At 62.3% G+C, this 17714-nt stretch carries 14 protein-coding genes and 1 tRNA gene; 9 read left to right on the top strand and 6 right to left on the bottom strand.

Translation table 11 applies throughout. The features are described 5' to 3' along the window. Nucleotides 1–79 precede the first annotated feature (79 nt). Nucleotides 80–1573, top strand: a complete 1494-nt coding sequence (gene nagE / locus PU634_RS09075) for an N-acetylglucosamine-specific PTS transporter subunit IIBC (RefSeq protein WP_306760485.1) — start codon at nucleotides 80–82, stop codon at nucleotides 1571–1573. Between the two features lie 183 nt (nucleotides 1574–1756). Here the strand turns inward: nagE and PU634_RS09070 are convergent, their stop codons facing one another. Together PU634_RS09070 and PU634_RS09065 are read right to left on the bottom strand one after the other, a co-directional pair. Then, nucleotides 1757–2101: a hypothetical protein gene (locus PU634_RS09070; RefSeq protein ID WP_306760484.1), complete on the bottom strand. Its 345-nt coding sequence runs from the start codon at nucleotides 2099–2101 to the stop codon at nucleotides 1757–1759. Further along, nucleotides 2069–2144: transfer RNA gene (locus PU634_RS09065), tRNA-Asn, on the bottom strand. Before PU634_RS09065 ends, PU634_RS09070 begins: the two co-directional genes overlap by 33 nt. A 150-nt stretch (nucleotides 2145–2294) precedes the next feature. On the opposite strand from PU634_RS09065, the gene uvrB reads away from it, so the two are divergent. Then, nucleotides 2295–4295 (top strand): excinuclease ABC subunit UvrB, encoded by a 2001-nt coding sequence (uvrB, locus tag PU634_RS09060; protein ID WP_306760483.1) that lies wholly within the window; start codon nucleotides 2295–2297, stop codon nucleotides 4293–4295. Between the two features lie 16 nt (nucleotides 4296–4311). Here uvrB and PU634_RS09055 read toward each other — a convergent pair whose 3' ends face one another. Then, a complete protein-coding gene (locus tag PU634_RS09055; RefSeq protein WP_306760482.1) occupies nucleotides 4312–4779 on the bottom strand; it encodes a CreA family protein in 468 nt (155 codons plus the stop codon). Between the two features lie 186 nt (nucleotides 4780–4965). Here PU634_RS09055 and nrdG point away from each other — a divergent pair, with 186 nt between their 5' ends. Further along, nucleotides 4966–5421, top strand: a complete 456-nt coding sequence (nrdG, locus tag PU634_RS09050; RefSeq protein WP_306760481.1) for an anaerobic ribonucleoside-triphosphate reductase activating protein — start codon at nucleotides 4966–4968, stop codon at nucleotides 5419–5421. After that, a complete protein-coding gene (gene nrdD, locus PU634_RS09045; RefSeq protein WP_306760480.1) occupies nucleotides 5418–7190 on the top strand; it encodes an anaerobic ribonucleoside-triphosphate reductase in 1773 nt (590 codons plus the stop codon). The genes nrdG and nrdD overlap by 4 nt, the downstream gene beginning before the upstream one ends. Before the next feature lie 113 nt (nucleotides 7191–7303). Here nrdD and corA read toward each other — a convergent pair whose 3' ends face one another. Continuing rightward, nucleotides 7304–8251: a magnesium/cobalt transporter CorA gene (gene corA, locus PU634_RS09040; RefSeq protein ID WP_306760479.1), complete on the bottom strand. Its 948-nt coding sequence runs from the start codon at nucleotides 8249–8251 to the stop codon at nucleotides 7304–7306. 180 nt (nucleotides 8252–8431) lie between these two features. Between corA and PU634_RS09035 the strand changes: the two genes are divergently transcribed. Beyond that, on the top strand, nucleotides 8432–8929 hold the full coding sequence (locus PU634_RS09035; RefSeq protein ID WP_306760478.1) for a DUF922 domain-containing protein: 498 nt from the start codon (nucleotides 8432–8434) through the stop codon (nucleotides 8927–8929). 52 nt (nucleotides 8930–8981) lie between these two features. On the opposite strand, the gene mnmC is transcribed toward PU634_RS09035, so the two are convergent. Then, nucleotides 8982–10967 (bottom strand): bifunctional tRNA (5-methylaminomethyl-2-thiouridine)(34)-methyltransferase MnmC2/FAD-dependent 5-carboxymethylaminomethyl-2-thiouridine(34) oxidoreductase MnmC1, encoded by a 1986-nt coding sequence (mnmC, locus tag PU634_RS09030; RefSeq protein ID WP_371319592.1) that lies wholly within the window; start codon nucleotides 10965–10967, stop codon nucleotides 8982–8984. Nucleotides 10968–11073: 106 nt separating this feature from the next. Between mnmC and fabB the strand changes: the two genes are divergently transcribed. Continuing rightward, nucleotides 11074–12288 carry a beta-ketoacyl-ACP synthase I gene (fabB, locus tag PU634_RS09025; RefSeq protein ID WP_306760476.1) on the top strand — a complete coding sequence of 405 codons (1215 nt, stop codon included), beginning with the start codon at nucleotides 11074–11076 and terminating at the stop codon, nucleotides 12286–12288. A gap of 289 nt (nucleotides 12289–12577) precedes the next feature. Here fabB and PU634_RS09020 read toward each other — a convergent pair whose 3' ends face one another. Continuing rightward, nucleotides 12578–13324: a phosphatase PAP2 family protein gene (locus tag PU634_RS09020; RefSeq protein WP_306760475.1), complete on the bottom strand. Its 747-nt coding sequence runs from the start codon at nucleotides 13322–13324 to the stop codon at nucleotides 12578–12580. 113 nt (nucleotides 13325–13437) lie between these two features. Here PU634_RS09020 and PU634_RS09015 point away from each other — a divergent pair, with 113 nt between their 5' ends. The 3 genes from PU634_RS09015 to truA all read left to right on the top strand — a co-directional run bounded on the left by PU634_RS09015 (nucleotide 13438) and on the right by truA (nucleotide 17657). Further along, nucleotides 13438–14547, top strand: a complete 1110-nt coding sequence (locus PU634_RS09015) for a 4-phosphoerythronate dehydrogenase (protein WP_306760474.1) — start codon at nucleotides 13438–13440, stop codon at nucleotides 14545–14547. Nucleotides 14548–14688: 141 nt separating this feature from the next. Beyond that, nucleotides 14689–16755 carry a FimV/HubP family polar landmark protein gene (locus tag PU634_RS09010; RefSeq protein ID WP_306760473.1) on the top strand — a complete coding sequence of 689 codons (2067 nt, stop codon included), beginning with the start codon at nucleotides 14689–14691 and terminating at the stop codon, nucleotides 16753–16755. A 110-nt stretch (nucleotides 16756–16865) separates the two neighbouring features. After that, nucleotides 16866–17657 carry a tRNA pseudouridine(38-40) synthase TruA gene (gene truA / locus PU634_RS09005; RefSeq protein ID WP_306760472.1) on the top strand — a complete coding sequence of 264 codons (792 nt, stop codon included), beginning with the start codon at nucleotides 16866–16868 and terminating at the stop codon, nucleotides 17655–17657. Nucleotides 17658–17714: the final 57 nt, after the last annotated feature.

Below are 17714 nucleotides of genomic sequence, written 5' to 3'. Positions count from 1 at the left end.
AATGTGGTTTTTATAATAAAAAAGCGTCGTTTTCTTACCATGGGCCAGCGGGCTGGCCTGTTTGCACCGGGAGGGCACCGTGAACCTGTTGGGATATCTGCAAACACTGGGCAAGGCCCTGATGCTGCCCATTGCCACCCTGCCGGTGGCGGCCTTGCTGCTGCGTCTGGGGCAGCCGGATCTGCTCAGTATACCCTTTATGGCGGCGGCGGGGAGCGCCATTTTCGACCAGTTGCCGCTGCTGTTCGCCCTGGGCATTGCCGTGGGGCTGGCCAGGGACGGCGGGGGAGCGGCGGCCCTGGCCGGCGCCGTGGGCTATTTTGTGCTGACCGGGGCCGTTGTGGCCCTGAATGCTGACATCAAGCTGTCGTTTTTCGGCGGCATTATCGCCGGCATCATTGCCGGCCACTGCTATAACCGCTTTCACGGGGTACGCCTGCCCGACTCTCTGGGCTTTTTTGGCGGCAAACGGCTGGTGCCTATTGTGACCGGCCTGGTTTGCCTGCTGGCGGCCCTGATGGTGGGACTGATCTGGCCGCCCGTTCAACAGGCCATCGACGCCTTTGCCCGGGCGGTGGCCGGCTCCGGCGCGCCGGGGCAATTTGTCTATGGCGCGCTCAACCGGGCGTTGATCCCGCTGGGTCTGCATCATGTGCTCAATTCCCTGTTCTGGTTTGGCCTGGGCGAGTGCATCAAGGTGAGCTACGAGGCGGCGGGGCAGTTGCAGAACATCTGCCTGCCGCCGGCACTGGCAGGCACCCTCAGCCTGGGCGGAGCCGTGCCGGGCGTGGACGGCGCCAGCATTACTCACCTTGCCGAGCAGGCTACCCGGGGCGATCTCAACCGTTTTTTTGCCGGCGATCCCACCGCCGGGGTGTTTATGGCCGGGTTTTATCCGGTGATGATGTTCGGCCTGCCGGCAGCGGCCCTGGCCATGGTGCTGGCGGCGCCAAAGGGCCGGCGCGCCAGGGCCGGCGGTTTGCTGCTGTCGGTGGCGCTGACCTCGCTGCTCACCGGCATTACCGAACCGCTGGAATTCACCTTTATGTTTTCGGCGCCGCTGCTCTATGTGCTGCATGCCCTGCTCACCGGGCTGGCGCTGGTGGCGGCCAATGGCCTGGGAGTGCTGCACGGTTTTGGCTTTTCCGCCGGCCTGTTTGATCTGGTGCTGAACTGGGGGCTGGCTACCCACCCCTGGCGGCTGGTAGGGCTGGGGCTGGTGGTGGGACTGGTGTATTTTATCCTGTTCTACGGGGTGATCCGCGTGTTTCACCTGGCCACGCCCGGCCGAGATACCGGGGCCGCGGGGGACAGCGCAACCGGTGGCGAAAGGGAAGAGGCCGATGAATGGATGGTCGCCCTGGGGGGCGCCGGCAATCTGGAGCAGATTGACGCTTGTATTACCCGGTTGCGGCTGAGCCTGAAAAATACCGCCCTGGTCGATGATGCCCGGCTCAGGGCGCTGGGGGCCAGGGGAGTGGTGCGCCTGGGCGAGCGGCATCTGCAGGTGGTGCTCGGTGCCCGTGCCGAGGCGGTGGCCGAGGCCATGCGGGCGCGTCGGGCACCATCATAATGACACTTTCTTTCCTTTGGCGCGGCATTCGGTACCAAAGGGAATAAAAACCACATCAGACCTTCGTTCCCGGGCCTGTTGCCGCTGTCCTGTCTGTAAAAATACCATCGGTTTTGAGCCGGTGCAGATGCCGGCTCGCGGAACAATTTTTTGTGTTTCGTTCGGCACTGAAATAACGACGGGTTATGCACAGCCGCCGAAAGCCTTGTGCCGGCGGGGGTGGCGCAGGTTATCCACCATTTCTGTGGATAAGGGTGTGGATTGCGTGAGCGGAACCGGTGAGAAGCCAGGCAGGGCGCGGCTTTCGTTTAAGGAGGCAAAAAAACAGGCAAAAAATAAAGCCAGTAAAATCAATAATTTAAAAAATGCAACGAAAAAAATCCCGCTCGGTTTATGAACACCGGCAAGGACTGGAGCAAAGGCACTGTGATGTGGGTTTTTGTTGGAGAAGGTTGTTGACGAAGTGGATAAGTCAAGTGCCGAAAGGCAAAAAAGTGGCTCCCCCTGCTGGACTTGAACCAGCGACATACGGATTAACAGTCCGCCGTTCTACCGACTGAACTAAGGGGGAATCTCGTGAAGAGGCCGCGAATAATACGTGTCATCAGAGCGCGGGTCAAGCCCCTGACGGCTTTTTGTGCCTGGCCGCCGCCGGCGTGGTTTTTGCCTAAAAACACCGGTCGGGGGTACACTGGCTCCGTACAGCGAGGAGACAGGGTTCATGAGCAAAACGTTTCAACTGGTCAGTGACTATCAGCCCGGGGGCGATCAGCCCGCCGCCATCGCACAACTGCTGGACGGCATTGAGTCGGGGCTGGCGCACCAGACCCTGCTGGGGGTCACCGGCTCCGGCAAGACCTTTACCATGGCCAACGTCATTGCCACCCTCAACCGGCCCACCATGGTGCTGGCTCCCAACAAGACCCTGGCGGCCCAGTTGTATGGCGAAATGAAGGAGTTCTTTCCCCACAACGCGGTGGAGTACTTCGTTTCCTACTACGACTACTACCAGCCCGAGGCCTATGTGCCCACCACCGACACCTTTATTGAAAAGGATGCCTCCATCAACGATCACATCGAGCAGATGCGGCTGTCGGCTACCAAAGCGCTGATGGAGCGGCGGGATGTGATTATTGTGGCGTCGGTGTCGGCCATTTACGGCCTGGGGGATCCCCAGTCCTACCTCAGCATGATGCTGCACCTGCGTACCGGCGACACCCTCAACCAGAGGGACATGCTGCGCCGGCTGGCGGAACTGCAATACAGTCGCAACGACGCCGCCTTTCAGCGCGGCACCTTTCGCGTACGCGGCGAGGTGGTGGACATTTTTCCCGCCGAGTCGGACGATCAGGCGGTGCGGGTGGAGCTGTTCGACGATGAAATCGAGCGCATCAGCCTGTTCGATCCGCTCACCGGCGCCGTGCTGCAAACCCTGGCCCGTTTTACCATCTATCCCAAAACCCACTATGTGACGCCGCGGGAAACCCTGCTGGAAGCCATTGAGCACATCAAGGCGGAGCTGAAGGAGCGCAAGGCCCAGTTGCTGGCCGCCAACAAGCTGCTGGAAGAGCAGCGTATCAGCCAGCGCACCCAGTTTGACATCGAGATGATTCAGGAGCTGGGCTACTGCTCCGGCATTGAAAACTACTCCCGTTACCTCTCGGGCCGGGCCGAGGGCGAGCCGCCCCCCACCCTGTTTGACTACCTGCCCGGTGACGGCCTGCTGATCATCGACGAGTCCCACGTCACCGTGCCGCAGATCGGCGGCATGTACAAGGGCGACCGTTCGCGCAAGGAAACCCTGGTGGAATACGGCTTTCGCCTGCCCTCGGCGCTGGACAACAGACCCCTGCGCTTTGAGGAGTTTGAGGCGCTGATGCCGCAGACGGTGTTCGTGTCGGCTACTCCCGGCCCCTATGAGCTCGACAAGTCCGGCGACGACATTGCCGAGCAGGTGGTGCGCCCCACCGGCCTGCTCGACCCCGAGCTGGAGGTGCGGCCGGTGGCCACTCAGGTGGACGATCTGCTCTCCGAAGCGAAACTGCGAGTAGCGAAAGGCGAACGGGTGCTGGTGACCACCCTCACCAAGCGTATGGCGGAAGATCTCACCGAATACCTGAACGAGCACGGGGTCAAGGTGCGCTACCTGCACTCCGACATCGACACGGTGGAGCGCATGGAGATCATTCGCGATCTGCGTCTGGGCGAGTTTGATGTGCTGGTGGGCATCAACCTGCTGCGGGAAGGTCTGGACATGCCGGAAGTGTCTTTGGTGGCCATTCTCGATGCGGACAAGGAAGGCTTTTTACGCTCCGAGCGCTCGCTTATTCAGACCATAGGCCGGGCCGCCCGCAACCTCAACGGCAAGGCCATTCTCTATGCCGACACCATTACCCGCTCCATGGCCGCTGCCATCGGGGAAACCGAACGGCGCCGGGCCAAACAGCAGGCCTTTAACGAGGAGCACGGCATAGTGCCGCGCGGCCTCAACAAGCGCATCACCGATGTGATGGATCTGGACGGCACCAGGCGGGTGGGCTCAAAAAGGGCGAAAGAGAAAACCCCGCTGCCCGAGCACCTGCCCAGCGCCAGGGAGCTCAGCCATCAAATCGACGAGCTGGAAAAACAGATGCTGGCCCATGCCCAGAATCTGGAGTTTGAGCAGGCCGCGGCGGTGCGCGACCGTATTCATGCCCTGCGCGAACAGTTAATCCGCAGCTGAGGCTGCCGGCCTTAACTCAGGGCGCGGCCGGCGCCCGATAGGCCGCCGTTCCCCACAGCGGCACCGTCGACATGGAGTGCTTGTAGCTGCCGCTGGTTTCCTTGGTGCTGTAGGCGATATAGAGCAGGCTCTGGCTGGTTTCGTCGTAGATGCGACGGATCTTCAGGCTCTTGAGAAAGATGCTCTTGGATTTCTTGAACACGATCTCGCCGCTTTTGGAGCGGTCGATGCCGGCGATCATGGCCGGGGTGATCTCACCGGTCTGCCGGCAGCTGATGGACATGTCGGACGGATCGGCCAGATCCAGATCTGCCACTATGTTGGACATGTGGCAGGTGACGCCGGGCACCTCCGGATCGGTCAGCACCTCGATTTTGATGTCCTTGGTGGTAAACAGCCCCAGAGACACATCACCCACTTCATTGTTATCACAGCCGGCCAGCCCCAGGGCCGCCAGCAGTACTGCCATGCACTTGTTTTTCATGCTGTTCCTCATTGTCAGGCACTTCGCCTGTGATAACACAAAGCGGGCACCGAGGCCAATGGCGGCGGCCGATGCGCAGAGCTGATCCAGATCAGTGAAAGCGCGGATCCTTAAAACCGCGAGTTACAATATATTGTGTTTCGATCTAGCGTATTTGCACAACATATAGTGATTCTTGGTCTTTTTATGCTGAATGCCTTTGAGCCGCGGGTGGTGCTGCAGGAAGTGCCGGGCGAAGTGAGCCTGGCCTGGCTGGTGACCGGCTGTCCGCTGGCCTGCCCGGGTTGCCACAGCCAGGACAGCTGGGATCCGCATGCGGGCACGCCACTGACCGAGGCGCGCTTGAACCGGTGGCTGGACCGCTATGACGGACTGGTGAGCTGTGTGTTGTTTTTTGGCGGAGAATGGGATCGCCACAGCCTGCTGGCACTGTTGCGCCATTGCCGCAGGCTCGGTCTGAAAACCTGTCTTTATACCGGCCGCGAACGGATATCCGGCCTGCTGATGGCGGAGCTGGATTACCTCAAGACCGGGCCCTGGCGCGCGGAGCTGGGCGGACTCGATTCTCCTTATACCAATCAGCAACTGCGGTGTCTGACCACCGGCGAGTTGCTTAACCATCATTTTCGGAGAGCACCATGATCCGTCTGCACCCGGAGCAGCTGACTGCCAAGCTGGACAGTTTTTATCGCTACATGAGGGCGGCCAATGCCGCCGATGGCTCCAGCATGGACCCCAATGCCAACGTCACCCACAAGAACATCGCCACCGCCGAAGCCGAGCTGATGAAGGACTTTTTTGTGCAGGTGAACCGGGGCCTGGTAAAAAACAAGATTGCCGAGCAGTTCGGTGATGAGCTGGCGGCGGAATATGCACGCCAGATTGAGGCCCACGAAATCTATGTGCACGACGAAACCAGCCTCAAGCCCTACTGCGTGTCCATGACCATGTATCCCTTTCTGCTGGACGGTCTGACCAGACTCGGGGGCGAAAGCCGGGCGCCCCGGCATCTGGAGTCGTTCTGCGGGGCTTTTGTGAATCTGGTGTTTGCGGTCAGCTCCCAGTTTGCCGGGGCCGTGGCCACGGTGGAGTTTCTGACCTACTTCGATTATTTCGCCCGCAAGGACTATGGTGACGATTATCTCGGTACCCATGCTCATGCCATCGACAATCACCTGCAGCATGTGGTGTATGCCATCAACCAGCCGGCGGCGGCCCGGGGCTACCAGAGCGTGTTCTGGAACATTTCCCTGTTTGACCGGGACTATTTCGCCAGCCTGTTTGAGCACTTTGTGTTTCCCGATGGCAGCGTACCGGCGGCCGGGTCGGTACGCCGGCTGCAGGCGTATTTTCTGAACTGGTTCAACGAGGAGCGGCGCAAGGCGGTACTCACCTTTCCGGTGGTGACCGCCGCCATGCTCACTCGAAACGGGGCTCCTGCCGATGACGACTTTGCCGCCCTGTGCGCCGGTGAGATGAGCCGGGGCAACAGCTTTTTTGTGTATATGTCGGACAGCGCCGACTCGCTGGCATCCTGCTGCCGGTTGCGCAACGAGATGACCGACAACACCTTTTCATACACCCTCGGGGCCGGGGGCGTGGCCACCGGCTCCATCAACGTGATCACCCTCAACATGAACCGGCTGGAGCAGGATGGCCGGGATCTGCGCACCGAGGTGCAGAAAATTCAGCGCTATCAGGTGGCCTATCGCCGGCTGATGGAGGTGTTTCAGCAGCAGGGCCTGCTCACCGTGTATGACGCCGGCTTTATCAGCCTCGACAAGCAGTTTCTGACCATAGGGGTGAACGGCATGGTGGAAGCGGCGGAGTCCCGGGGCATTCGGGTGGGCAACAATGCCGGCTACCGGCGCTTTGTGCGGGAGCGGCTGAAAGTGATTTATGACGCCAACCGGGCAGCGCGGCGGGAATACGGCTATCTGTTCAATACCGAGTTTGTGCCCGCCGAAAACCTGGGGGTGAAAAACGCCAAGTGGGACCGGGCCGACGGCTATGCCGTGCCCCGGGACTGCTACAACTCCTACTTCTATGCGGTGGAAGACGAGGAGACGCAGGTGCTGGACAAGTTTGTGCTCCACGGCCACGAGCTGGTGCAATATCTGGACGGCGGCTCGGCTTTGCACCTGAACCTGGACGAGCACCTGTCGGCGGAGGGCTACTTACAGCTTTACCGCATTGCCGCGCAGACCGGCTGCCATTACTTTACCGTGAACGTGCGCAGCACCCTGTGCAACGACTGTGGCCATATCAGCAAGCATACCGACTGGCAGTGCGGTGAGTGCGGCAGCGAGCACATTGACCATGCCACCCGGGTGATTGGCTATCTCAAGCGGGTGTCGGCCTTCAGCGCCGGCCGCCGGGCCGAGCACGGCCGGCGTTTCTACCACGTTTAACAACAGGGAGTTGGGAATGGGGAATATGGATTCGAGGAGCCGTTTTAAGCTCTTTCCCTAATCCCTAATCCCTAATCCCTAATCCCTAATCCCTAATCCCTAATCCCTCAAGCTTACAGCCAGCCCTTGCGCTTGAAGAAGTAATAGGTGCCGCAGGCGGACATCAGCATCAGCACCAGCGACAGCGGATAACCGTATTTCAGCGCCAGCTCGGGCATGAACGCAAAGTTCATGCCGTAGATGCTGGCAATCAGCGTCGGCGGCAGGAACACCACGGCGGCCACCGAGAAGATCTTGATCACCTTGCTCTGCTCCAGGCTGGTAAAGCCCATGGCCGCCTCCAGCTGAAAGTTGATCTTGTCGAACAGAAACTGGGTGTGGGGCAGCAGCGATTCGATGTCATACAGCAGCTCGTCAATCCATTTGCGCTGCTCGTCGCTGGCCTGTTTACGCAGGGTCCGGCGCATAAAGCGCAGGGCGCGGCGCGTGTCGTACAGCGCCAGCCGCACATGGCCGTTGCCGTCTTCCTGCAGCATCAGGTTTGACATGGTTTCGCGCAGGTCTTCCACATGCAGCACTTCCTTGGCGGTGTCTTCCAGGGTCTTGTAGCCGTCCTCAATCAGATCCGAGATGTACTCGATTTTGAGCTGAAAGATTTCCAGCAGCAGATCGGTGGCGTCTTCCACTTCCAGCCGGTCCTGGCGCATATAGTGGCGCAGCAGCCGCATCAGGCCGAGATCGTCCTCCCGAAAACTGATGAGCATGTTGTTGCGCAGGGTAAACAGCACGTTGATGCCGTCAATCTCCTTGCCCAGGCGCTGGGGAAACAGCGAATGAATGTGCAGGCCGTCCTTGTCCCGGTAAAAGCGGGCCGACGCCTCGATGTCGTCCAGCTCGTCCAGCTCCGGCACTTCCTCCACGAACAGTTGCTTCATCCAGCGCTGCTCCTGCTCGTCGGGTTTGTGAATATCCAGCCACAGGGTGTTGGCGGGCGGCTTGTCGCTCAGGCTCAGGGGCTGAATTTCGAGGGATTTTCCGTTGAGGATATAGGCGGTGATCATGCAGCGCTCCAACCAGTCATGCTTGACTGCACTATATAGAGCGGAGCCTGGCTTGTCAGGCCGGGGATGGGCTGGCGGCCACCAACTGCGGGCTTTTCGACCATAGACTCAAATGACTTGAGACAACGGCGGGTTTATACTCAGCGAATAGCGCCAGGCGCCGTTACCGGGAGATGAGTTGTGAAAGTGGTTTCTTGTGCGTTGCTGACATTGCTGGCCATGCCGGCCTTTGGCGCCATGGAGCTGAAGGCCCGGCAAACGGTGGAGGTGTACGGCTCTTCGTCACTGCAGCCCAGCCTGGCGGATGTGGATTACCGGCTGTCGTGGCAACTCAGCGGCGAGCGCCATGAAGAAGGCTGTGTGCCAGCTCAGGTGCTGGTGTCGCTCACCGCCACCGTGACTGAGCCGCTGACCTGGCCGCAAACCCCCGAGTGGCAGAATTACCGGCTGGCACTCACCGCCTACGAGCGGCTGGTGCGCGAACGTGCCTTGCTGGCCGCCGAATGGCTGGAGCGTTCGCTGTTTGACATTGCCCCCCAGCCGGACTGCCTGCAACTGCACCGGGTGGCCGACAACGTGGGTTACCATCAGCTCGGCATCGCCCGGACCCTGCTGGAAGACTTTCAGCGCCGGCACGATTTTGGCCGGCAGCTTGGTCTTATTCGTCCCGCAGAATAAGCCCCCTGCGGGGCGCCGGAAGCTATCGGCTTCTGGCGTCCAGCTTACAGCTTTAAGTTACCGGTTTGCCTTTCAGCAGCTTGCGCAGCCAGTGCCGGTTGGGGTTGAGCGCATCCAGCAGCTCCCGGCCGAGGGGCAGGGGCTCATTCAGTATCTGGGATGCCAGCAGCTCCGCCAGCAAGGGCGCCGAGCACATGCCCCGGGAGCCCAGCCCCGAGAGCACATACAGGCCGGCATGATCGGCGGCCAGAGGCAGGGCCTGACCGGCCCGCCTGGGCATGTCAGCGTAATCGGCCAGCTGGGCGGGTCTGTCGGGGGCGGCCCCGGCCAGGGGTAGGTGATCCCGGCAGGCGGCGCGAATGCCCACCCGGCCCTCACCGGGGCTGGCCTTCAGCTCTCCCAGCGCGGGCAGGGTGGTCTGCAGTTTGATCAGATTATCGGCTTCATCGGTATTCCGGTAATCGAGCCCGGCATCGCGCCGGTCGTAGCTGGCGCCCACGCAGTGCAGCCCCTGCCAGGCGGGGGTGAGGTAACCCTCGTAACAGACCACGGTGCTGAGCTTGGTCAGCGCCGGTGTGCTGGGCTGGTGGTTGACCTGGCCACGCACCGGGTACAGCGCCAGGTCTTCGGTTTGTGCCAGGGCGGTCAGGGCATGGCCATTGGCCAGCACCACATTATCGGCGCTGAAGCTCTGCCCGCTCTCCGTCTGCACTTGCCAGCCTTCATGGTTGCGTGCAAGGCTGATCACGCGGGTATTGAAATGGCAGTCAATCTCACCGGCGTCCGCCAGCAGGGCGGCGGTCAGTTCATAAGGGCACACCCAGCCCCCCAGCGGATAGGCTACGCCGGGCAGGTTGGCCTCAATGCCGGTGGTGTTGTTCACTTCCTCCGCAGACAAGGGCTGCACCAGCTCGAACGGAAAGGCACCGGCCATCAGCTTGTCGATCTTGTTGCCACTTTTGTCATCGTGGGCCAGTTGCACCACACCGCACCAGTCGTGAGTAAACGGCTGGCGCCGGGCCAGCCGCTCCAGCGCGCGCCGGCCATAGAGAAAGGCCGGCAGATAAAACTGACTGAGGGTATCGTGATCGCCGTTCAGCAGCGGATAGATGGCACCCTGGCGGTTGCCGGACGCGCCCTGAGCCGGCGCACCGGCCTGCTCCAGCAGGGTCACGCGCTGACCCCGGCGGCCAAGGCTGCGGGCCAGCGCCGCGCCGGCCACGCCGGCGCCCACGATCAGGGTGTGTTCACCCAGGCCCGGACGGCGCCAGTACCAGGGCGCCGGGCAGGGCGCCCGGACATCGCTGCGGCGGTGCCCGGCCAGCATTTCCCGCTTGCGGCCAAAACCCTTGACCCGCTTCACATCAAAACCGGCTTCAATCAGCCCGCGGCGTACAAAGCCGGCGGCGGTAAAGGTGGCCAGGGTGGCGCCGCTGCGGGCCAGCCGGGCCAGTTGCGCAAACAGCTCAGGGGTCCACATCTCCGGGTTTTTGCCCGGGGCAAAGCCGTCCAGGTACCAGGCGTCCACCCGGCCGGCCAGGCCGGCATCCATCTGCGGCAGCACCTCGGCCACGTCGCCCAGCCACAGATCCAGGCACACATCCTCCGCAAGCTGCAATCTGTGACAGCCATCAACCAGCACCGGATATTCAGCTAACAAATGTTCGCTTAAAATGGTAAGCTCTGGCCATTGGCGCAGGGCCAGTTGCAGGTCATCGCGGGAGAGGGGAAACTTCTCTACGCTGATAAAGTGCAGCCGGCGCGTGTTGCCCTGGGGGTGCTGCCGCTTGTAGTCGGCAAAAGCCTGCCAGGTCGCCAGAAAATTCAGGCCGGTCCCGAAGCCGGTTTCGGCCACCACGAACAGCTCGCGATCGTGGTCGGCAAAGCGTTGGGGCAAGCCGTTGTTACCAAGAAACACGTAACGGGTTTCGGCCAGGCCGTTGTCGTTGGAAAAATACACATCGTCAAAGGCGGTGGCGACCGGGGTTCCCTGGTCATTCCAGTCGAGACGGGCGGTGGTAATAAAACGGTGTGACACTGACGCTCCGGGGCCGCAAAAAACGGTCATTTTATGTGAAAGCTGACCAGTTTGACCATGCTTTGTGGTTAGAATTGGCACCAAATCGAAACAGTAGGAACGATAGATGAGAAGAGCAGTCATTACCGGTATCGGTGTGGTCTCCAGCATAGGCAACAACAAGGAAGAGGTGCTTGATTCCCTCAAGGCCGGCCGCTCCGGCATTTCCTTTTCCCAACAGTTTGCCGACTACAAGCTGCGCAGCCAGGTATGGGGCAACCTCAAGCTGAACCCGGCCGAACACATCGATCGTAAAGTGATGCGCTTTATGGGCGACGCGGCCGCGTATGCCTATCTGTCCATGGAGCAGGCCATTGCCGACGCCGGCCTGGACGAAACCCAGGTGTCCAACGAGCGTACCGGTCTGGTGGTGGGCTCCGGCGGCGCGTCTTCCAAGAACCAGATTGAAGCCTGCGACACCCTGCGTGAAAAGGGTGTGCGCCGTGTGGGTCCTTACATGGTGCCCCGTACCATGTCCTCCACCACCTCCGCCTGTCTGGCCACGCCCTTCAAGATCAAGGGCATCAACTACTCCATCAGCTCCGCCTGTGCTACCTCGGCGCACTGCATCGGCCACGCCCTGGAGCAAATCCAGATGGGCAAGCAGGACATCGTCTTTGCCGGCGGCGGTGAAGAAGTGGACTGGACCCTGGCACTGCAGTTTGACGCCATGGGCGCCCTGTCCAGCAAGTACAACGACACCCCCGAGCTGGCCTCCCGCACCTACGACGCCGGCCGTGACGGCTTCGTGATTTCCGGTGGCGGCGGCATCGTGGTGGTGGAAGAACTGGAGCACGCCCTGGCCCGCGGTGCCAAAATCTACGCCGAAATCACCGGCTATGGTGCCACTTCCGACGGCTACGACATGGTGGCCCCGTCCGGCGAGGGCGCGGTGCGCTGCATGCAGCAGGCCATGGCCACGGCGCCCAATCCGGTGCAGTACGTCAACACCCACGGCACCTCCACCCCGGTGGGCGATGTCAAGGAGCTGGAAGCCATTCACAGCCTGTTTGGCGACAAGGCTCCCTACATTTCCGCCACCAAGGCCATGACCGGCCACGCCCTGGGCGCCGCCGGTGTGCACGAGGCGGTGTACTCCCTGCTGATGCTGGAGCACGGCTTTATCGCGCCGAGCATCAACATCACCGAGCTGGACGAAAAGGCTCAGGGCCTGCCTATCGTCACCGAATACCAGGAGGCCGAGCTGGACACCGTCATGTCCAACAGCTTTGGTTTCGGCGGCACCAACGCCAGCCTGGTGTTCAGCAAATACAAGGCCTGAACCGCCCGGTAATCAAAAAAAAGCGCCTGAGGGCGCTTTTTTATATCTGCTGCTGTTTGAGAGGGCGAAGCAGCAGCGCGGTTACGCTCCGCCGATACGCTTCAAGCCCATATATGGGACGCACGGCAATTTCCATTCCTGGAATTTGACGGTCGGCTCCGGCAATCCCCACTGCTGCTTCGGGTGACATCGGCGTTGCCTGCGTGAACGGTAGGTCGGGACGGGTCCAACATGCCGGCGATCAGATGTACTTTTTTGTTTTACTTACAGCTTAAAGCTGACAGCTCAGCTAGCTGCTTTCAGGCGCTGCCAGCCGTTTGTCCAGCACCACAAATCCCCAGGCGCCGGCGCCGCCAAACAGCAGCCCGAGCACGCTGCTGGCAAGAATGTCCGCCGGCCAGTGCAGACCGAGCAGCAGGCGCGAGTAACACACTGCCACCGCCCAGCTACCCAGGGCCATCATGCGCCATACCGGCTGGCGGCGGTAGCCCAGCAGCAGGCAGAAAAAGCCGGCAATGGTCATGGCCGCAATGGCATGACCGGAGGGAAAGGAATAGTTCACCTCTTCCTGCCAGTGGTGTTTGAGCCAGCCGGGGATCTGGGTTTCGCTCACCTGCACCAGGCTTCGCGCCAGCCGGGTTTCGCGCTCGGTCTCGGAACCGGCGTAAAAGCTGCGGCTGTCCGCCAGCTGGCCTTGTTGCACCAGCCACAGCACATAGGGCCTGGGCTCCTTGAAATGGTTCTTGGCCACGGTTTTGGTGACAAAGGCACCGCCCAGGGCGGCGAACAGGCAGAAAAAGAACACCAGCAGCTGGCCCGGGCGCCGGCGCCAGCGGTGCAGGGTCAGCGCACTGAGCGCCAGCAGGGTCAGGCCAATGCCCGGCTTGCCCACGGTCAGGGTCAGGCCGTAGGCCAGCAGGGCCGGCGGCTCATCCAGATCCAGCAACGGAAACCAGTGCCAGTGCCAGGCCAGGCCCGCCAGGGCCACGGGCAGGATCAGCAGCAAGGATACAAACAACAGCAAACGCAGGGTCATGATGGCTCTCGATAACGGCAAGGGCGGCAGTCTAGCAGAAAGCCGGTCAGCGCGGCAGTGAACCTCGGTTCAAGTCGGAGTACAATAGTGGCCGTTATAACAAGGAGATAGCGATGAAAGTGCTGGCCGATGAAAACATGCCCTTTGTGCGCGAGCTGTTTGCCGGCCGGGCCGAGGTGATCACCCGCCCGGGACGGGCGCTGCAGCCCGAACATCTGCGCGACATCGACGCCCTGCTGGTGCGCTCCATCACCCGGGTGGACGAGGCACTGCTGAGCGAGGCCGGCCGGCTGCGCTTTGTGGGCACCGCCACCATTGGCTGTGACCATGTCGACACCGGCCTGCTGGCCCGGCGCGGCATTGCCTTTGCCAGCGCCCCGGGCTGCAACAAGGTGGCGGTGGGGGACTATGTGCTGGCGGCGCTGTTGCGGGTGGCGGCTCACAAGAACTGGACCCTGGCGGACAAAACCCTGGCGGTGATCGGCGCCGGCAATACCGGCAGCGAGGTGGCCAGACGGGCCGAAGGCCTGGGCATGCGGGTGCTGCGCTGCGATCCGCCCCTGGCCAACGCCGGAATGCCGGGGCTGGTCGGCTATGACCAGGCGCTCGCCGCCGATATTGTCAGTTTTCATGTGCCCATTACTCATCAGGGCCCTTATGCCACCCATCATCTGCTGAATGAGGAACGCATTGACCGGCTCGGTGGCCATCAGGTACTGATCAATGCCTGCCGCGGGGATGTCTGGAATAACCGGGCCCTGCTGGCGCGTCAGCAGGGGGGGCGCCCGCTGACCCTGGTCATGGATGTATGGGAGCATGAGCCCGCGGTGCTGGCCGAGCTGGTGCCCCATGTGCTGATCGCCACGCCCCACATTGCCGGCTACAGCCTGGAAGGCAAGGCCCGGGGCACCTTTGCCCTGTACCGGGCACTGTGCAACCATGGCGGGCAGCCGGAGCGGCATAGCCTGGCGGCGCTGTTGCCCGCCCCGGCGGTGAGGTCGGTCCATCTGAACAGGGCGCCGGATCAGGCCCAGCTGGAACGATTGGTGCGGCTGGTTTACGACATTGAGCGGGACGACCGGAATTTCCGTCGCGGCCTGGCCTCGGGCGAGCCGGGCTTTTTTGACCGGCTGCGCAAGGAATACCCCGAGCGCCGTGAGCTGGGCTCGTTGCAGTGGTGCGGCGCCAGCGCCGGCGCGCAAGCGCTGGGCTTTAAAGCCTGAGTGCCCGCGGCCGATAACCATTGACTCGATGTGCCAATAGATAAGTTCCTATTGGGACTGTTTTTTTCTACACTTGTGCCATGGTCAGCCGGGCGGCCGTGCAGGCCGCCCCGGGTCAGAACAAGGGATACCAACGACATAATGAGAACACGCCGACCACCGCTTTATTCCGTGCTGGCCCTGTGGCTGTCCTGTACCCTGTCGGCCACGGCACAGGAGTTCTATATCGAGCTGAGAGGCCCGGAGACTGCCGCCGCGCAAGACCGGCCGGCGCCGGCCCCCGAAACGCCCCCGGCGCCGGCCCGGGCCAGCCGTTATGGCCCCATTACGCCCACCGACACCCTCTGGTCCATTGCCGCCCGCCATACCCGGGCGCCGGCAACGGTGCAGCAGACCATGGTGGCGCTCTATTACCTCAATCTCGGGGCCTTTGTACGGGGCAATATCAACTATTTGCAGCGGGGCGCCGTGCTGCGGCTGCCAACGCTGAGCCAGGCTCAGCAACGCTCCCCCCGGGAAGCCGAAAACGAGTTTCGCCGTCTGAGCCGTCAGGGCAACCGGCGGGTGACGCAGGCGCCGGCCACCCCCGCGCCGGCCCGTGCTGTTGCCAGGGTAGAGACGCCCCGGCCGGCGGAAACCGCGGCGCCGGCGGTGGCCACTCCTCCCGTGGTGGAGGCCGCTCCCAGGCAGACTCAGAGCACGGCCCCGGCCGCATCACCTCAACCGGCTCCGGCCACCGGCCTGAGTGAACCGCGGGCCGCCGCGCCGGCAGCGGTGACACCGCCGGCACCCGCCGAACCTCGCGCGGCGCCGGTAGCACCGACCACCCCCGAGCAGGCCGAGCAGGCAGCCCTGGAGCGGTTGCAGGCCCGGCTGCTGGACGAGCTGCGTGAGCAGGTGGCCATGTCCAATGAACAACTGGCGCAGCTGGCCGACAACAATCAGGCCCTGCGTCATCGCCTCAGCCAGCTTACCGCCGAAGTCAACGAGCTGAAAATGGTGCGGGCGCAACAGGCCACGCCCGAGGCCAATGCCGCCGTGGAGCAGGGCGGCTGGTTCAGCGAGCTGCTCAGGCAGCCGCTGAACCTGGCCCTGTTGCTGACCTTGCCGGCCCTGCTGCTGCTGGCGCTGTTCACCCTGTGGTGGCGCAAGCGGGTAAGGGAAGACATGGCCGAGCAGGAGGCGGACTCGTCCCAGCTGATGATGGAAGACGAAGACAACGAGTTTGATGATCTCTTTGCCACCGAGCTGAGTGCGGTGGAAGAGGAGCCACCGGCCACCGGCACCGGCGAGCAGGTGGAAATTGACGAAGACGCCTTTGCCCGGTTTCTGGAGGAACAGGAGCGGCAGGAGCAGGAAGAGGCCGAAACCAGGGGGCGCGAGAACCCTGATGAGGCACTGCTGGACGATGACGCCGCCCGGCCCGGGACTTCCGAGGACATGCTGTTTGAGGATGACATGGCCGATCCTGCGAGCGATGCCGAGCGCGCCGTGGACCCCGACGATATTCTGTTTGAGGATGAGATGGCCGGTCCTGCGCTGAAGGCCGGGCCCGACGTGGACCCCGACGACATTTTGTTTGAGGATGAAATGGCCGAGGACAAGCGCCGGGAAGGCAGTGCCGAAGATTCCCGGCTTGACAGGGCCGCGGATCATTCCGGGCCGGATGCCATGGTTGAGGATGCGCGTGAACCGTCGCTGTTTGGCAATAACGCCGACGACGAGGGGGCGTTTGACGAGCACCTGTTTGATCTGGACGAGCCGGAGCAAAAAACCGTGGCGCAGCAGGCCAGTGCGGGCGGGCCTGAATCCCGCCCGGGCTCACTGGCGGAGCAGGGCGCCTTTGAGGAGGAGGCCGGCAGCCGGTTTGATGACCTGCTGGCCGAGTCCATGGCGAACCAGGCCGGCGGCGCGGCCGACGATGGCAAGCCGGCCGGCCCGGACCAGGTTGCATCACCGTTTGAAGACCGTGAACCCCTGCTTCGCCACGAGCTGGACGATTACGCCGGGCTGCTGGGCAACGGCCAGGATGTGGACATCGATCTGGACGAAGGCGGCATGGGGGCCAAGCTGGATCTGGCCCGGGCCTACATCGAAATTGACGATCTTGACAGCGCCCGCGAGCTGCTTAACGAGGCCATGGAAAAGGGCAACGAGCAGCAGCGCAATGATGCCCGCAAGCTGCTGCAACGGCTTGACCGGCGCTGACCGGCACGCCGTCGCGGTAACGGGTTCGTACACCGGCCGCTCGCGGCCGGTTCTTCATTTTGCCGTGGCAACGGGTATAATTGCCCTCCTTTTTTTTCTTGGAACTGAATATGCGCATCGCCCTTGGCATAGAGTATGACGGCAGCCGCTATTACGGCTGGCAACGGCAGCGGGAAGTCCCCAGTGTCCAGGAAGAGGTAGAAAAAGCCCTTTCAAAAATTGCCGATCACCCGGTGGAGGTGCAGTGCGCCGGCCGTACCGACGCCGGCGTGCACGGCACCGGCCAGGTGGTGCATTTCGACACTCACTCCAGCCGCCCGGACGGCGCCTGGACCCTGGGCATGAACGCCAACCTGCCGCCGGACATCGCGGTGCGCTGGGTGAAGGCGGTACCCGACGACTTTCATGCCCGCTTCAGCGCCACCGCCCGTCGCTATCGCTACATTATCTTCAATCACAATATGCGCCCGGCCATTCACGGTGCCGGGGTCAGTCATTATGCCGGTCATATCGACGCCGAGCGCATGCACGAGGCCGGCCAGTGCCTGCTGGGTGAGCGCGACTTCAGCGCCTTTCGTGCCGTGCAGTGCCAGTCCAAAAGTCCGTTTCGCAATGTGATGCACCTTAACGTGCAGCGTTTTGGCCACTATATTGTGCTCGACATCAAGGCCAACGCCTTTCTGCACCACATGGTGCGCAACATCACCGGCACCCTGCTGCGTGTTGGCATGGGCGAGGCTGACGGCGCCTGGGTGAAGGAAGTGCTGGAAGGCCGGGATCGCAATCTGGCCGGAGTCACTGCCAAGGCTGGCGGCCTCTATCTGGTGGGGGTGGATTACCCCGAAGAGTTTGCGCTGCCGGTTACCATTCCCGGCCCGCTGTGGCTGCCGGACCCACTGTAATTTTTATCAACCCGCGGCCGAATATATGATTTAATGACCGCCGCGTGACAACCACGA

It is taken from the genome of Oceanimonas pelagia, from assembly GCF_030849025.1.
In the GTDB taxonomy this organism is placed as follows: Bacteria; Pseudomonadota; Gammaproteobacteria; order Enterobacterales; family Aeromonadaceae; genus Oceanimonas; species Oceanimonas pelagia.
Note: the sequence above shows the minus strand (reverse complement) of the source record. Positions and strands in the feature narration are given on the sequence as shown.

Excerpts from the sequence above, each read along its gene's own strand:
- PU634_RS09070 (WP_306760484.1), bottom strand. The coding sequence starts at position 2,101 with ATGTCGCTGGTTCAAGTCCAGCAGGGGGAGCCACTTTTTTGCCTTTCG.
- uvrB (WP_306760483.1), top strand. The coding sequence starts at position 2,295 with ATGAGCAAAACGTTTCAACTGGTCAGTGACTATCAGCCCGGGGGCGAT.
- PU634_RS09055 (WP_306760482.1), bottom strand. The coding sequence starts at position 4,779 with ATGAAAAACAAGTGCATGGCAGTACTGCTGGCGGCCCTGGGGCTGGCC.
- nrdG (WP_306760481.1), top strand. The coding sequence starts at position 4,966 with ATGCTGAATGCCTTTGAGCCGCGGGTGGTGCTGCAGGAAGTGCCGGGC.
- nrdD (WP_306760480.1), top strand. The coding sequence starts at position 5,418 with ATGATCCGTCTGCACCCGGAGCAGCTGACTGCCAAGCTGGACAGTTTT.
- corA (WP_306760479.1), bottom strand. The coding sequence starts at position 8,251 with ATGATCACCGCCTATATCCTCAACGGAAAATCCCTCGAAATTCAGCCC.
- fabB (WP_306760476.1), top strand. The coding sequence starts at position 11,074 with ATGAGAAGAGCAGTCATTACCGGTATCGGTGTGGTCTCCAGCATAGGC.
- PU634_RS09020 (WP_306760475.1), bottom strand. The coding sequence starts at position 13,324 with ATGACCCTGCGTTTGCTGTTGTTTGTATCCTTGCTGCTGATCCTGCCC.
- PU634_RS09015 (WP_306760474.1), top strand. The coding sequence starts at position 13,438 with ATGAAAGTGCTGGCCGATGAAAACATGCCCTTTGTGCGCGAGCTGTTT.
- PU634_RS09010 (WP_306760473.1), top strand. The coding sequence starts at position 14,689 with ATGAGAACACGCCGACCACCGCTTTATTCCGTGCTGGCCCTGTGGCTG.
- truA (WP_306760472.1), top strand. The coding sequence starts at position 16,866 with ATGCGCATCGCCCTTGGCATAGAGTATGACGGCAGCCGCTATTACGGC.